Here is a 15436-nt window from a genome sequence, read left to right as displayed (position 1 = left end):
AAAGGTTAGGTTTAAAAATAGATTAACTAAATATATAGTTATTGTTTTTAAAATCCAAATTATTATTCAAATTTTAGGGTATAATTATTGTAGAAGATTTGTGTATGACTTACGAGCAGAAAATCTCTAACGAACTGGAATTTTGGAAGTTTAAAACTTTGCAAAAACCATCGCTTTTTAATAAAGTAACAGATAAAGTTCAGAAGAAAATCAACAGCTACATTCCAGATAAAGTACATAATGCCATAACTGTTGCCATAAAGCAGATGGTTAAAGCCGTGCTTTTTGGCTCTGCATTTACAACTTCTAAACCTGTTTTAGATTTAACATTAATGCATCGCGAAGCTTTAATAAAACAGAAGATAGAAAACTACAAGAAAACGGCTGCAGCTGAGGGCGGAATTACTGGAGCTGGTGGTTTTTTAATGAGCCTCGCCGACTTCCCTATTCTTTTGGGTATAAAAATGAAGATGCTTTTTGATATTGCAGCCATTTACGGCTATGATGTTAAAGATTATAGGGAACGATTATTTATCCTCCACATTTTTCAATTAGCGTTCTCCAGCAAAGAGGAAAGTCAAAACATTTTCAACAAAATGCAGAATTGGGATAATTTAGCGCATAAATTACCAACCAATATTGATGAATTTGATTGGTTAACTTTTCAGCAACAATACCGCGATTATATAGATTTAGCGAAACTTGCTCAAATGCTTCCTTTTATTGGGGCTGCTGTTGGTGCCGTGGCAAATTATAAACTTATCGAAAGATTAGGCAAAACTGCAATGATGAGTTATAGAATGCGATATTTTAGTCTTCAGTCGGTAGTAATTAGTCAAACGCAGACTAAAGACTTACGACTTGAAACTAACGACTAACTAATCCTCCTCCTCAAACATTCCACTAATTAGGTCGTCCGTTTCCCGTCTGTCCTTTTTAGTTGGTCGTCCTGTTCCTCTGTCTCTCTTTAAATTTGGTGCATGAAATGCAGACTTAAACGCATGTGTTTCCTCAACAGGTGTTAAATCTTTATACTTGGTTAAGGCTGTTGGAGAATCTGTTCGATTGTAAGAGAATTCAACCACTTCGATAATTTTTTTCTCAATTCCCTTAGATACCTGATACACGTCACCAATTTTGACTACAGCTGATGCTTTGATATTTTGTCCGTTTAGTTTTACTCTTCCTGCCTTACAGGCATCTGTTGCTAAACTCCTGGTTTTAAAAAGCCTGATGGCCCACAAATATTTATCAATTCTAAGTTTTTCTGCTTCTGCCATGTGTAGCTTGTTAGTTGCTTGGGTTTTTAGTTGATTGGATTATAACCTAAGCCTAAAATCTAAAAAACCAAAGTTAATCAACCCAAACGCAAAAAACCAAACATCTAAAAAACTAAAAAACCAATTATTTTAAGTTATTTTGCGTAAAATTTAAAAACATCATGTATTCAGATTTAAAGAAATTAATTGAAGCCGCTTGGGAAGATAGAACCCTTTTAAAATATAGCAATTATTGCGAAGCTATTGAAGCCGTAATAATGGGTCTTGATAAAGGAGAAATCCGCGTTGCTGAACCAGTTTTAAACTCTTGGGGCATTAACGAATGGGTTAAGAAAGCTGTTATTTTATATTTCCCAATCCGCGAGATGAAAGAAATTAAAAGCGGCCCGTTTGTTTACCATGATAAAATGGATTTAAAAACCGACTATAAAGCTACAGGTGTTCGTGTTGTGCCTATGGCAAGTGCTCGTTACGGTTCATTCTTGGCTAAAGGAGTAATCATGATGCCATCTTACGTAAACATTGGCGCATATGTAGATGAAGGTACAATGGTTGATACCTGGGCTACGGTTGGCTCTTGTGCTCAAATTGGCAAACGTGTTCATTTAAGCGGTGGTGTTGGTATTGGTGGTGTTTTAGAACCCGTTCAAGCTGCACCAGTAATTATTGAAGATGATGCTTTTCTAGGTTCGAGAGTAATTGTTGTTGAAGGTGTAAAAGTAGAAAAAGAAGCGGTTCTTGGCGCAAATGTTGTTTTAACAGCATCAACAAAAATTATAGACGTAACCGGACCAACGCCGGTTGAATATAAAGGGATTGTGCCTGCACGTTCGGTAGTTATTCCAGGTAGTTACACAAAAAAATTCCCTGCCGGAGATTATCAAGTTCCTTGTGCTTTAATTATTGGTAAACGTAAAGAAAGTACAGATAAAAAAACTTCGCTTAACGATGCGTTGAGAGAAAATAATGTAGCAGTTTAAGCTGAAGGCAAAAAGTTGAAAGCTGAAAGCGAAAATAAAATACGAAAAGCCGAAAGTACTAAACTTGAGCAATCAAGCCTTGGTCTTTCGGCTTTAAGCTTTGAGCTTAAAATTGGTTTCGATGGCAAACGTGCTGCAAATAACTTAACGGGTTTAGGAAATTATAGTAGATCGCTGATTGAGAGTCTTGCTATTCAGTATCCTCAAAATGATTATTATGTTTATACCCCAAAAGTTAAAACAGCCAAACAAATCCAATCTTTTTTTAAAGTAAAAAATATCTTTCTGAAGCTTCCTCAGAGCGCTAAATTTTTATGGCGCAGTTTTAATATTTTAAAAGATTTAAAGAAAGATAAAATCCAGATTTTTCATGGTTTGAGCCATGAAATTCCTATCGGGATATCAAATGCTGAAATTAAATCAATTGTTACCATACACGATTTAATCTTCCTTCGTTTCCCTAATTATTATAAATTTATTGATAGAAAACTTTACGAATGGAAGAGTAAATCTGCCTGCAATAAAGCAAATAAAATCATCGCTATCAGCGAAAAAACTAAGCAAGATATTATTGAGTATTATAACATTACTCCTGATAAAATAGAAGTGATTTATCAAAGTTGTGATGATACTTTTAAAACTTTACTTCCTCAAGAATCCTTATCAAAAATTAAAAAGACCTATAATCTTCCAGAGAAATACATTTTAAATGTTGGTACAATTGAGGAGAGAAAGAATTTAAAACTAATTGTTCAAGCTTTAAAAGATGTAGATAGCGATTATAAATTGGTCGTAATTGGCAAAGCAACCCCGTATTTTGAAACCGTTAAAGCGGAAATTGATAAACTTGGTTTAAACAACAGAATTGTGTTCCTTAAAAACATTCCATTTGCTGATTTACCAGGCATTTATCAACTTGCAAAGGTTTTTGTTTATCCATCGTTTTATGAAGGTTTTGGCATTCCAATTATCGAAGCCTTATATTCTGGAGTTCCTGTTATTGCAGCAACAGGCTCTTGCTTAGAAGAAGCTGGTGGACCTGATAGTTTATATATTTCGCCTTATGATGTTAGTGGTTTATCTTATTGGATGAACCAAATTATTTCATCTATTGATCTGCAAAAAGAAATGAAAGCAAAAGGGCTGGAATTTGTTCAGAAATTCAGCAGCCCTCTTGTAACGCAGCAATTAATGGATTGCTACACAAATGTTTTAAAATAAATTATTTCGAAGCAACAGCTGGCGGATATTGAGCCAAAATTTCGCTTATTCCTTTGTTCAAACGCTCTTCTCTATTTTTCAAATTATCAAGGTTAAAACCGCTTCCGCGACCATGCCATACTAAAGTTTTTGATTTTGGATCTAAGAAGTCGATGATAACCGTACCTTCCATAAATTGGTTAACGTTGGTCATGGCACCGCCTCCCCAGCCGCCCCATCCCCAGCCCCAACCCCAACCTGGTCCATAAAAACCTGGTCCGTAGTTGTAAACATCGGTACGTTCTCTTGCCACCACAACTAAATTAACTAACAAATCAGGTTTTGCAGCTTTAGTAAAACCCTTTGCGTTCAAATCAGCCTCAACGGCAGCCATCATTCTACGTTTATCCAAATTATTCATTCGTAATCTGGTTAAACCTTTATCGTAAAAATTATAAGTCTTGTAAATACCGAAGTTAGCGGTTTTATCGAAATCAGAAGCTGTACGAAGCGACGAGCAACTGCTAAATGCTATCACAATCGCGAAAAGCATCAGTAATTTTAGGGAATTTCTCATATATGTATTATTTGTGTGTTTCCTTATTTATAACCTATTTAAAAATACGATTATTTAACTTAAATGGATTACATAATCGCTTAATTTTTACATTAGATTGTTAATCTAAAACGTTCTGAAAATCCCTTTGTTTTGACTAAAATGTTAAATAATATTCAATTGAGAAATTTAACATATTATCTTTGTACATGCTTAAAGATGAAATCAATAAAGCTTTAGAAGTTTTAAAAGCCGGTGGAGTAATTTTGTATCCAACTGATACAATTTGGGGACTTGGTTGTGATGCTACAAATCCTGATGCTGTAGAAAAGCTTTTGGCGATTAAAAACAGACCTGCAGAAAAAAGTCTTATCATTTTATTGGATACGGAAAATAAGCTTCAGAGTTATGTAACTGAAGTTGCCGATGTTGCTTACGATTTGATTGAGTATGCTGAAAATCCTTTAACAATAGTTTTTTCTGGCGCTAAAAATTTAGCTCAAAATGTAATTAATGCAGATGGAAGTGTGGGTATAAGAGTTGCTAAGCATGATTTCTGTACGCCATTAATTCAAAGATTTAGAAAGCCAATAGTTTCTACATCAGCAAATTTAAGTGGGAATCCTTCACCAAAATATTTTGATGATATCGATAGTCAAATACTTGATTCTGTTGATTACGTAGTAGATTTCGAGCAAGAAAATAGAAGTATTAAAAAGCCATCAACCATCATGAAACTCTCTGCAGGCGGACAGTTCGAATTTATTCGTAAGTAATTTTATTACTTTTGTACAAATTTGATTCTGCCGTCGCTCTAAATTTATCTCAGTATTTTAAAATCACTGAAATTAAATTTAGCATGACTACTTCATAATTATGCAACAACATTTACAAAATCCCATTTTCAAAACATTATCTACAATTGCAGATAAAAATCAAACCGAAGCTTACGTAATTGGTGGTTTTGTTCGCGATTTATTTTTAAATCGTTCTTCAAAAGATATTGATGTTGTGGTTGTTGGCAGCGGTATTGACTATGCTGAAGCTGTTGGTCGGAAATTAAATACCAAAGTGGCAATATTTAAAAGTTTTGGTACAGCTAATATTAAGTATAACGATTTAGAAATTGAGTTTGTTGGCGCCAGAAAGGAATCTTACCGTTCTGATTCGAGAAAACCAATTGTTGAAGATGGTACTTTAAGAGATGATCAACTTCGTCGCGATTTTACCATCAATGCGTTGGCAATTAATTTAAATGCTCAAAACTTTGGCGAACTACTCGATCCATTTGGAGGTATTCAGGACATTGAACAAAAGATTATCCGAACACCACTTGATCCTGAAATAACATTTTCTGATGACCCCTTAAGAATGATGAGGGCCATTCGCTTCGCATCGCAACTTAACTTTAGTATTGATGATAAAGCAATTGAAGCTATAAAATCGCAAAAAAGCAGGATAAGTATTGTTTCAAAAGAGCGTATTACTGATGAAATGAATAAAATTATTTTATCGGCAAAACCATCTGTAGGTTTTAAACTGCTGTTTGATACTGGCTTGTTGCATTTGATTTTTCCACAGATGGCGCAACTTTATGGTGTAGAAATCATTAAAGGTAAAGGGCACAAAGATAATTTCTATCATACATTGGAAGTTTTGGATAATATATGTGAAACAACTGATGATTTATGGTTGCGTTGGGCAGCAATTTTGCATGATATTGCTAAACCTGCAACCAAAAGATTTGAAGAAGGGCATGGCTGGACTTTCCACGGACATGAAGATAAGGGCGCTCGGATGGTTCCAAAAATTTTCACACAACTGAAGTTACCGCTTAATGAGAAAATGAAGTTTGTGCAAAAATTAGTTCAGTTACACCTTCGCCCGATAGTTTTAGCACAGGATACTGTTACCGATTCAGCAGTTAGAAGATTGCTTTTTGATGCTGGAGAAGAAATTGAAAGCTTAATGCTGCTTTGCAATGCTGATGTTACTACCAAAAATGAATATAAAAAAACGAAGTATAGGAACAACTTTGAGTTGGTAAAACAAAAACTTAAGGATGTAGAAGAACGCGACCAGATAAGAAATTGGCAACCTCCGGTAACTGGGAATGATATTATGAAAACCTTTGCTTTAGAAGCAGGTAAAGAGGTTGGAATTATCAAAAGTGCTATAAGAGAGGCCATTCTGGAGGGCGAAATCGCTAATGATTACCACGAAGCCTACAATTTTATGCTAAACTTAGCAAAACAAATGGGTTTAAATCCTGTTAGTAAATAATTTAATTGCCTGAATCATAAAACAAACAACCTTTTTGTTGCGTTTGTTTTTTTGTGATGAAACAAATTAACTTTATTTTTACGGCTCCAAAGAACAATAATGGCTATTTATAAATTTAAAATTACTTTCGAAGATTTTGATGATGTTGTGCGAGAAATCGATATCAAATCTAATCAGACATTTGAAGATTTGCACAAAGCGATACACAAATCAACTGGTTACAATGCAGAAAAACCATCATCATTCTATGTGAGTACAGATAATTGGTTAAAAGGTGATGAAATTGCTTATTTGCCAAACGAGCGCAAGAAAGACCGTGTTGTTTTGATGGAAAAGTCAAAACTCAGTGGTTTTATAGAAGATCCTCACCAAAAATTTTATTACACTTACAATTTTGACCGCCCTTATGATTTCCATGTAGAACTGGTTAAAATTATTTTAGATGCCGATCCGCATATTGAATATCCATTTTTAGCTAAAAGCACAGGTGAAGCACCAAAAATTATGGAACAAAAAAGTGGCCAGGTAGTTGACGCCGGAAGTACTGTTGCTTCTGCAAGTGAATTTGATTTCTTAAACGAAATGAATTTTGTACCTGAAGATACAGATGAACTAGAAGCAATGGGCGAAATGGGCATTAATGAAGAAGAACGTGATGAAGAAGATGAAAGCGAGGATGATGAGTTCGGAGACGAATTTTCGGACAACGATGGTTACGAAGATGATAACCAAAAAGACGATTATTAGTTAAAACATATTATCAATTAATATTCAACTGTCGGACAAATCATCCGGCAGTTTTTTTATATAAACAAAATGGCAAAAAGCGAAATATCTAAAACTTTGGTTGTAATTGTTGGGCCAACAGCGATTGGAAAAACGGCTTTAGCCATACAAGTTGCGCAGTATTTTAAAACAGAAATCATTTCTGCCGATTCCCGACAATTCTTTAAAGAAATGGAAATTGGCACTGCTAAACCAGATGCAGAGGAATTAAAAGCTGCGAAACATCACTTTATAAATTCTCATACTGTAAAAGAGTTATTCAGTACTGGCGATTTCGAATTAAGCGCTTTAGAAGTAATTGAAGAAATCTTTAAGAATCACAACATTGCAATTATGGTTGGCGGCTCAGGTTTGTACATTAACGCTGTTATTAACGGCTTAGATGAGATGCCCGAAATCGATATGGAAATCCGTTCAAAACTCAACCATCAATTTGAAACCGAAGGATTGGAATCAATTCAAAAACAGCTCGAAGAATATGACCCTGAATATTTCGAAAAAGTAGACCAAAATAATCCGCAGAGAATGATAAGAGGTTTAGAAGTCTTTTTATCTACCGGAAAAAAACTGTCTTCAATGTTATCAGCAACTAAAAAAGTTCGCCCATTTAACATTATAAAAATTGGTTTAAATACAGACAGAGCCATTTTATACAATCGCATTAACGAAAGAGTAGATAAAATGATTGACGCCGGACTTTTAAAAGAGGTAGAATCCTTAATTGAATTTAGAAACCTGAATGCACTAAATACGGTTGGTTATAGCGAAGTATTCGATTATTTGGATAAAAAAATATCACTCGAGGAAGCAATCGCCTCTATCAAACAAAATACCCGTCGTTTTGCTAAAAGACAGTTAACCTGGTTTAGGAGAGATGAAGAAATCAGCTGGTTTGAACCTAATCAAACCGAAGCAGTAATCAACTTAATTAATCAAAACATTTAAACAAAAAAGGTTCCGAAATTATCAGAACCTTTTTTGTTATTTCATCCTTACTAATTAGGAAATTTAACCCCTCTATATTGCGTAATATCAACTACAGGAATATTAGAACCGTATTTCGCGTTAATCGCATCAATAAATACATTTGCAATAACGGCATTTCCTCTTGGCGTTAAATGCACACCATCTAAAGAGAAAGCTCCACCAGTAATAAACGAAGAATTTAACCCAACTCCTTGAATAACAATTCCAGTTTTTACCTGATTTAAATAACTGTAAGTGTCAGCAACAGCTAAACTTTTACTATCTGCCAAAGATTTAATCGTACTGTTGTAACTTAAAACATAATCTTTAACTCTTGCAACTTCATCTTTATCTAATACCCAATTATTTGCAATTGGATTTAAAGGATGCAAACCATAAGGCAAGCCAGCTGAGTTAGGAACACCAAACAATCCCGAAGATTGAAAAGGTAAACGAATCAAATCCTCAGCAGTTGCAGCTCTCACTGCTCCTGCTCCTGTTTGTATATAAATTGCCGCCGCCGCCGGGTTGATGGCTTTAGCTGCATTTAATAAGGCAGCAACTGTAACAGTATTAAAATAAGGTATCGAAGTTACATCAGGAATGGTTGCTACAACACCTTTCTGACCGCTCGCAGTTAACGAATTAATCAAATTTGAATACAGAAGAGCAAATGTAGATTTATCAGTTAAAACATTTGTGGCATCTGTAGTTACCCCACCATTCGTAGCATAACCCAAAGCATCGTTATTGCCTAACCAAAGTGAGAAAAAAGTGTGGTTTCTACCTTGAATAAATTGAAAATAACTAACCGTACCAACCTGAGTATCTGTTAATAAGCGCTCAAGGTATGGATTGGCTGCTCCAAATGGTGCGGCAAATGCCAAATCGACACGCATACCCGGAATCCCAAGGTTTTGAACTTCACCACTGTATTTAGTTAATTTTCCCGTAGCATCTCTCAAAGCTAAGTTAGTTGTAACAGGTGTTAAAGTTGGTGTGCCATTTACCAAAGCAGTTAAAGATAAATATCCAGAACCATTAGCTTGGGCATCTGTAAAAAATGGTGAAGTAAAACTTCCGCCACCAACTGTAGCCATTTTTGCGGCTATTAGGTTAGGGTAAGCAACTTTCTGTCCTTCCAGATAAAGTCCGCCATCTGCAAAACCAGCGGTTAAAGAATTACCAACCGAAATGTATTTGCTAAAGTTAGCCTGGCCCGCAGATGTACCAGCTGTAGGTTCGATTTCAGGCTTGCAAGATGCCGTGAAAAGAACTACCGCAATTGCTAAGCTATTGAATATAAATTTTTTCATATAGAATTCTCCTACCATTTATAAGTTAACGAAATACCAGGTGCATAAACCAGTGTTTTAAATGTTCCGTCTAAACCGGTCTCAATATTTCTTTGCTTACGCGATTCCACATCTTCGAAAAAGAATGAGGCGTTCACTTCGAATTTTGAAGTAAAGGAATAACCTGCGCCTGCGCTAAGAATGTAGCGATTTGCATCCGGCGCTTCTGGGGTAACATAACCATCTTGTACCGGGCTTAAGGCATAACCAACACCGGCTCTTAAAGATAATTTTTCACTTGCTTTGTGGTTTACACCTAATTTGAATGATGAACCATCGCGATAATTACGTGCTGACCTCGTATCTGCTAAAGCAGAAGTGTTTACAGCATAATCAAATGCGAGTTCTTCATATACCCTCCATTGAACCCAACTTGCATCAAAAGCTAGTGTTGTGCTTTTAGAAATTGGAATACCAATACCTAAAGTTGTTGTAGATGGTAATGGTAGTTCGGCATTAAATTTATTTCCGTCCGGGAAAGAAGGTTTCAAAGATGCTGGAACATCAAAAGTTGCATCACCATCATTTAATTTAGTTACAACTTTTGAACGGTGAACAACTGCGAAAGTAATGTTACTGAGCGTATTGATATAAATACCTGCATTCCATCCAAAACCACTACCTGTCCCCTCCAAGGTGGCATGGCCAGAACGGCCATCAGGATAATTTACGGGTAAAGCACGTTGAAGGTTTACTTCTCCATGATTGTAAACGAAACCTGCTCCAATCCCTATTCTGTCGGTAATTTTAACACTTAAAGTCGGTTGAATGTAAATTGCTTTTAAGTTTAAAGAAGTTAAGGTGTATTTTCCAGACCAGTCATTTCCCCAATCTACCATACCACCAAACGGGGTATAAACACCTAAACCTAATTTCCACTTATTTGATTTTGGCCCCCAAACAGCATACGCTTCAAATGGTGGCGCAATCTTATTTTTTACATTTTCAGAGATATTTGAGCCGCTTTGCTGAAAAACGGATTTGAAAAGTAAGGGATTAACGCCAGCTGATATAGAATTTTTCTCCAAAAAACTTACAGCACCAGGGTTAAAAAATACGGAGGCTTCATCTAATGCTAATGCCGAACCTGCCCCTGCCATACTTATTTGTTTCTGCCCTTGTAAATTCACCTGAAAACCCTGCCCCAATACCCATAGAGGAGCAGAAAGTAATACGCTCAATAAAATTTTTTTCATACTTATAAATGGTTATAGCACAAATGCATACTATGCTAACATAGTAGTGAATATTTTGTTTAAGAAATAGTTAAGAAAATTATGCCTGTGCAGTTGGTCCGCCAAAACCCATTGGAAATGGTGGCTCTTCCTGTGTTTTAATTCTTCCGTTAACGGCTTCAAATTTTTGGATATTATCATCCAGCGCAGTTAGTAATCGCTTTGCGTGCTCTGGTGTTAATATAATCCTTGATTTTACTTTTGCTTTTGGAATTCCGGGCATAACGCGGATAAAGTCTAAAACAAATTCTGTATTTGAGTGCGTAATAATTGCCAGATTTGAAAAAATCCCTTCGGCAATTTCTTCTGACAATTCGATATTTAGTTGGTTTTCGTTTTGTTGCTCGTCCATAACTTGATGATGATATTCGGTAAATGATAAAGCATTAAAGGTAAGGTTTAATCGCTAGCTTTAAAATTATTGCCAACAAAAAAGGGTTGTTCCTTTTGGAAACAACCCTTTTTAAAATGATATGATATTTCTATGCTTCTACTTCTTCTTGTTTCGAAGCTAATAATTTATCGTATTCTTCTTGAGAACCAACGATGATTCTTTCGTAACCACGAACACCTGTTCCAGAAGGAATTAAGTGACCAACAATTACGTTTTCTTTCAAGCCTAACATGTTATCGCGTTTACCTGCAATAGCTGCTTCATTTAATACTTTCGTTGTTTCTTGGAACGAAGCCGCAGAAATGAACGATTTAGTACCTAATGATGCACGAGTAATACCTTGTAAGATAGAACTTGCCGTAGCTGGTCTTGCATCTCTAACCGTAATCTGTTTCAAATCTTTACGTTTCAATTGAGAATTTTCATCTCTTAATCTACGTAATGAAACGATTTGACCTGGTTTGAAATCATTTGAATCACCTGCATCTTCAACAACTTTCTTGTCGTACATTGCATCGTTTTCTTCAGCAAAATCCCAACGGTCAACAGCGTTATTTTCTAAGAAAATAGTATCTCCCGGATCTTCGATGTGAACTTTCTGCATCATTTGGTGAACAATTACCTCGAAGTGCTTATCGTTAATTTTTACACCTTGCAAACGGTAAACCTCTTGAATACCATTTACTAAGTATTCTTGAACCGCTGCAGGGCCTTTAATTGATAAGATATCCGCAGGAGAAATTGAACCATCTGATAAAGGCATACCAGCTTTCACAAAGTCATTATCCTGTACAAGGATGTGTTTAGACAATGGAACCAGGTATTTTTTAACTTCACCATCTTTAGATTCGATTGTAATCTCACGATTACCACGTTTAACACCACCTAAAGTTACCACACCATCAATCTCTGTAACAACTGCCGGGTTAGATGGGTTACGAGCCTCGAATAACTCAGTTACACGAGGTAAACCACCTGTAATATCTCGGGTTTTACCAGTTGCACGTGGGATTTTAGCGATAATCTGTCCAGTTTGGATAGTTTCACCTTCATCAACTGAAACGTGAGCACCTACCGGAATGTTATAACCTTTAATAAATTCACCTTTCTTATCAACGATTTGAACAGAAGGGTTTTTAGTTTTATCACGTGTATCGATAATTACTTTTTCACGGTGACCAGTTTGCTCATCTGATTCTTCACGGAAAGTTACACCTTCGATAATTGCATCGAATTGTGCTTTACCAGCAAACTCAGAGATGATAACCGCATTGTACGGATCCCATGAACAAATCTTGTCGCCTTTAGCAACTTTATCGCCTTCTTTAACAAATAAGAATGCACCGTAAGGGATGTTATTGGTTACAATAACTCTTCCACTTCCTGGCTCAACAATTCTGAATTCACCAGAACGGCCTAATACAACTTGTACTTTACCATCTTCCGTCTCAGTATCAACCGTACGGATATTTTCAAATTCGATTACACCATCGAACTTAGCTACGATGTTAGATTCTGCAGCAATGTTTGATGCAGTACCACCCACGTGGAATGTACGAAGTGTTAACTGTGTACCCGGCTCACCGATTGACTGTGCAGCAATTACACCTACAGCCTCACCTCTTTGAACACGTTTACCTGAAGCTAAGTTACGTCCGTAACATAATGCACAAACACCACGTTTAGCTTCACAAGTTAATACAGAACGAATTTCGATACCTTCTAACGGAGATTCTTCGATTGCTTTTGCAACGTCTTCGTTAATATCTTCGCCCGCACCTACTAATAATGTGTTATCCAAAGGATTGTAAACATCATGTAATGAAGTACGACCTAAAATTCTTTCATATAATGGTTCAACGATATCTTCATTATCTTTTAATGCAGTTGTGTACATACCTCTTAAAGTACCACAATCCACATCATTAACAATCATATCTTGAGCAACATCATGCAAACGACGAGTTAAATAACCAGCATCAGCTGTTTTTAACGCCGTATCTGCCAAACCTTTACGAGCACCGTGAGTAGAAATGAAATACTCTAATACCGATAAACCTTCTTTAAAGTTTGATAAGATTGGGTTTTCAATAATATCACCACCTGAACCTGATTTTTGAGGTTTAGCCATCAATCCACGCATTCCACAAAGCTGACGAATCTGCTCTTTAGAACCACGTGCACCCGAATCAAGCATCATGTAAACCGAGTTAAAACCTTGGTTATCGCTAGATAACTGGTTCATAACGAATGTAGTTAACCTGTTGTTGATACGAGTCCAGATATCGATAATCTGGTTGTAACGTTCGTTGTTTGTAATGAAACCCATGTTATAGTTGTTTCTTACTTCTTCAACTTCGTTAGCTGCTTGCTCTAATAATGTATGTTTTTCTACCGGAATGTTTACGTCTTGTAAGTTGAACGATAAACCTCCTTGGAAAGCCATTCTGAAACCTAATTCTTTGATATCATCTAAGAACTGAGAAGAACGAGCCATACCAGTCATTTTAACTACCTCACCGATAATATCTCTTAACGATTTTTTAGTTAATAATTCATTGATATATCCAACTTCTTCTGGTACCAATTGGTTAAATAATACTCTACCAACAGTAGTTTCAGTTAATTTATTAACGATTGAACCATCATTTTGCTTAACATTAACTCTTACTTTAATGAATGCATGTAAATCTAATTCTTTCTCGTTATAAGCAATGATAACTTCTTCTGGCGAATAGAAATTTGAATCCTGTCCTTTTACAACTCTAGTTTCATCAGTTCTACGGCCTTTAGTAATATAATAAAGACCCAAAACCATATCCTGAGATGGTACTGTAATCGGCGTACCGTTCGCAGGGTTTAAGATGTTGTGTGCCGCCAACATTAATACTTGGGCTTCCAAAATTGCTGCGTTACCTAAAGGTAAGTGGACAGCCATCTGGTCACCATCAAAATCGGCGTTGAATGCAGTACAAACTAATGGGTGTAATTGGATAGCTTTACCTTCAACCAATTTAGGTTGGAAAGCCTGAATACCTAAACGGTGTAATGTAGGTGCACGGTTTAATAATACCGGGTGACCTTTCAATACATTTTCCAAGATATCCCAAACTAATGGGTCTTTTCTATCAACAATTTTCTTAGCTGATTTTACTGTTTTTACAACACCTCTTTCAATCATCTTACGAATAATGAATGGTTTGTAAAGCTCAGCAGCCATATCTTTTGGTAAACCACACTCGTGTAATTTAAGGCTAGGCCCTACAACAATTACCGAACGAGCAGAATAATCCACACGTTTACCTAATAAGTTTTGACGGAAACGACCTTGTTTACCTTTCAGGATATCAGAAAGAGATTTTAAAGCACGGTTACCTTCAGTTTTTACCGCATTAACTTTACGTGAGTTATCGAATAACGAATCTACAGCTTCCTGCAACATACGTTTTTCGTTACGTAAAATTACCTCTGGTGCTTTAATCTCGATTAAACGTTTTAAACGGTTGTTACGGATAATTACACGACGGTATAAATCATTTAAATCTGAAGTAGCGAAACGACCACCCTCTAATGGAACTAAAGGACGTAATTCTGGTGGAATAACCGGAACAATTTTAACAATCATCCACTCAGGGCGATTCTCAATACGTGTATTAGCACCACGGAAGGCTTCTACAACTTGAAGGCGTTTTAAAGCCTCATTTTTACGTTGTTGAGAAGTTTCGTTAGCTGCCTGGTGACGTAAATCATAAGATAAAGTATCTAAATCAATACGTTTCAATAAATCTTCTAATGCTTCAGCACCCATTTTGGCGATGAATTTATTAGGATCTTTATCGTCTAAGTATTGGTTTTCTTTAGGTAATTTATCTAAGATATCTAAATATTCTTCTTCAGTTAAGAAGTCCATATAGTTGATACCTTCTTCAGCCATTAAGCCTGATTGAATAACTACGTAACGCTCGTAATAGATAATTAAATCTAATTTTTTAGTAGGTAAACCTAATAAATAACCGATTTTGTTTGGTAACGAACGGAAATACCAGATGTGCGCAACAGGAACCACCAAGGCGATGTGTCCCATACGCTCTCTACGTACTTTCTTTTCAGTTACCTCAACACCACAACGATCACAAACGATTCCTTTATAACGGATACGTTTGTATTTACCGCAATGACATTCGTAATCTTTTACCGGGCCGAAAATACGCTCGCAGAACAAACCATCACGCTCAGGCTTGTAAGTACGATAGTTAATCGTTTCCGGTTTCAACACCTCACCGCTCGAACGTTCCAAAATAATTTCTGGAGACGATAAGCTAATCGTGATTGATGTGAAATTGCTTTTTAATTTATTATCCTTTTTGTAAGACATATGCTTTTGTTTGTAGTAGCAAGTAC

The 15436-nt window shown here is 36.1% G+C and carries 13 protein-coding genes; 7 read left to right on the top strand and 6 right to left on the bottom strand.

The genetic code is table 11. The annotated features are described in order from the left end of the window. The first annotated feature begins 104 nt into the window (after positions 1 to 104). Entirely contained in the window at positions 105 to 878 is a 774-nt protein-coding gene (locus R2Q16_RS08195; RefSeq protein ID WP_316736372.1) for an EcsC family protein, read from the top strand. Here R2Q16_RS08195 and R2Q16_RS08190 read toward each other — a convergent pair whose 3' ends face one another. Next, positions 879 to 1280 carry an RNA-binding S4 domain-containing protein gene (locus R2Q16_RS08190; protein ID WP_316736370.1) on the bottom strand — a complete coding sequence of 134 codons (402 nt, stop codon included), beginning with the start codon at positions 1278 to 1280 and terminating at the stop codon, positions 879 to 881. It lies immediately after the preceding gene. Positions 1281 to 1441: 161 nt separating this feature from the next. On the opposite strand from R2Q16_RS08190, the gene R2Q16_RS08185 reads away from it, so the two are divergent. Then, entirely contained in the window at positions 1442 to 2260 is an 819-nt protein-coding gene (locus tag R2Q16_RS08185; RefSeq protein ID WP_316736369.1) for a 2,3,4,5-tetrahydropyridine-2,6-dicarboxylate N-succinyltransferase, read from the top strand. Positions 2261 to 2275: 15 nt separating this feature from the next. After that, positions 2276 to 3481, top strand: a complete 1206-nt coding sequence (locus R2Q16_RS08180; protein ID WP_316736367.1) for a glycosyltransferase family 1 protein — start codon at positions 2276 to 2278, stop codon at positions 3479 to 3481. Position 3482: 1 nt separating this feature from the next. Here the strand turns inward: R2Q16_RS08180 and R2Q16_RS08175 are convergent, their stop codons facing one another. Next, positions 3483 to 4037, bottom strand: a complete 555-nt coding sequence (locus R2Q16_RS08175) for a DUF4136 domain-containing protein (RefSeq protein WP_316736366.1) — start codon at positions 4035 to 4037, stop codon at positions 3483 to 3485. 188 nt (positions 4038 to 4225) lie between these two features. Between R2Q16_RS08175 and R2Q16_RS08170 the strand changes: the two genes are divergently transcribed. The 4 genes from R2Q16_RS08170 to miaA all read left to right on the top strand — a co-directional run bounded on the left by R2Q16_RS08170 (position 4226) and on the right by miaA (position 8030). After that, positions 4226 to 4792 (top strand): L-threonylcarbamoyladenylate synthase, encoded by a 567-nt coding sequence (locus tag R2Q16_RS08170; RefSeq protein ID WP_316736365.1) that lies wholly within the window; start codon positions 4226 to 4228, stop codon positions 4790 to 4792. 100 nt (positions 4793 to 4892) lie between these two features. Then, positions 4893 to 6299, top strand: coding sequence for a CCA tRNA nucleotidyltransferase (locus R2Q16_RS08165; RefSeq protein WP_316736364.1), 1407 nt, complete (start codon positions 4893 to 4895; stop codon positions 6297 to 6299). Between the two features lie 99 nt (positions 6300 to 6398). Further along, positions 6399 to 7046 (top strand): IS1096 element passenger TnpR family protein, encoded by a 648-nt coding sequence (locus tag R2Q16_RS08160; protein ID WP_316736363.1) that lies wholly within the window; start codon positions 6399 to 6401, stop codon positions 7044 to 7046. Positions 7047 to 7115: 69 nt separating this feature from the next. Continuing rightward, positions 7116 to 8030, top strand: coding sequence for a tRNA (adenosine(37)-N6)-dimethylallyltransferase MiaA (miaA, locus tag R2Q16_RS08155; protein WP_316736362.1), 915 nt, complete (start codon positions 7116 to 7118; stop codon positions 8028 to 8030). A 50-nt stretch (positions 8031 to 8080) separates the two neighbouring features. On the opposite strand, the gene R2Q16_RS08150 is transcribed toward miaA, so the two are convergent. The 4 genes from R2Q16_RS08150 to rpoC form a co-directional block, all read right to left on the bottom strand. Next, positions 8081 to 9367 carry an SGNH/GDSL hydrolase family protein gene (locus R2Q16_RS08150; RefSeq protein WP_316736360.1) on the bottom strand — a complete coding sequence of 429 codons (1287 nt, stop codon included), beginning with the start codon at positions 9365 to 9367 and terminating at the stop codon, positions 8081 to 8083. An 11-nt stretch (positions 9368 to 9378) separates the two neighbouring features. Beyond that, on the bottom strand, positions 9379 to 10602 hold the full coding sequence (locus tag R2Q16_RS08145) for an OmpP1/FadL family transporter (protein ID WP_316736358.1): 1224 nt from the start codon (positions 10600 to 10602) through the stop codon (positions 9379 to 9381). A gap of 79 nt (positions 10603 to 10681) precedes the next feature. Next, positions 10682 to 10993: a DUF3467 domain-containing protein gene (locus R2Q16_RS08140; protein ID WP_316736356.1), complete on the bottom strand. Its 312-nt coding sequence runs from the start codon at positions 10991 to 10993 to the stop codon at positions 10682 to 10684. A 130-nt stretch (positions 10994 to 11123) separates the two neighbouring features. Then, entirely contained in the window at positions 11124 to 15410 is a 4287-nt protein-coding gene (rpoC, locus tag R2Q16_RS08135; protein WP_316736355.1) for a DNA-directed RNA polymerase subunit beta', read from the bottom strand. Positions 15411 to 15436: the final 26 nt, after the last annotated feature.

The sequence above is a fragment of the Pedobacter aquatilis genome (genome assembly GCF_032678425.1).
Taxonomy (GTDB): Bacteria; Bacteroidota; Bacteroidia; order Sphingobacteriales; family Sphingobacteriaceae; genus Pedobacter; species Pedobacter aquatilis_B.
Note: the sequence above shows the minus strand (reverse complement) of the source record. Positions and strands in the feature narration are given on the sequence as shown.

Coding starts and splice junctions, on each gene's coding strand:
- R2Q16_RS08195 (WP_316736372.1), top strand. CDS start 105: ATGACTTACGAGCAGAAAATCTCTAACGAACTGGAATTTTGGAAGTTT.
- R2Q16_RS08190 (WP_316736370.1), bottom strand. CDS start 1,280: ATGGCAGAAGCAGAAAAACTTAGAATTGATAAATATTTGTGGGCCATC.
- R2Q16_RS08185 (WP_316736369.1), top strand. CDS start 1,442: ATGTATTCAGATTTAAAGAAATTAATTGAAGCCGCTTGGGAAGATAGA.
- R2Q16_RS08175 (WP_316736366.1), bottom strand. CDS start 4,037: ATGAGAAATTCCCTAAAATTACTGATGCTTTTCGCGATTGTGATAGCA.
- R2Q16_RS08170 (WP_316736365.1), top strand. CDS start 4,226: ATGCTTAAAGATGAAATCAATAAAGCTTTAGAAGTTTTAAAAGCCGGT.
- R2Q16_RS08165 (WP_316736364.1), top strand. CDS start 4,893: ATGCAACAACATTTACAAAATCCCATTTTCAAAACATTATCTACAATT.
- R2Q16_RS08160 (WP_316736363.1), top strand. CDS start 6,399: ATGGCTATTTATAAATTTAAAATTACTTTCGAAGATTTTGATGATGTT.
- miaA (WP_316736362.1), top strand. CDS start 7,116: ATGGCAAAAAGCGAAATATCTAAAACTTTGGTTGTAATTGTTGGGCCA.
- R2Q16_RS08150 (WP_316736360.1), bottom strand. CDS start 9,367: ATGAAAAAATTTATATTCAATAGCTTAGCAATTGCGGTAGTTCTTTTC.
- R2Q16_RS08145 (WP_316736358.1), bottom strand. CDS start 10,602: ATGAAAAAAATTTTATTGAGCGTATTACTTTCTGCTCCTCTATGGGTA.
- R2Q16_RS08140 (WP_316736356.1), bottom strand. CDS start 10,993: ATGGACGAGCAACAAAACGAAAACCAACTAAATATCGAATTGTCAGAA.
- rpoC (WP_316736355.1), bottom strand. CDS start 15,410: ATGTCTTACAAAAAGGATAATAAATTAAAAAGCAATTTCACATCAATC.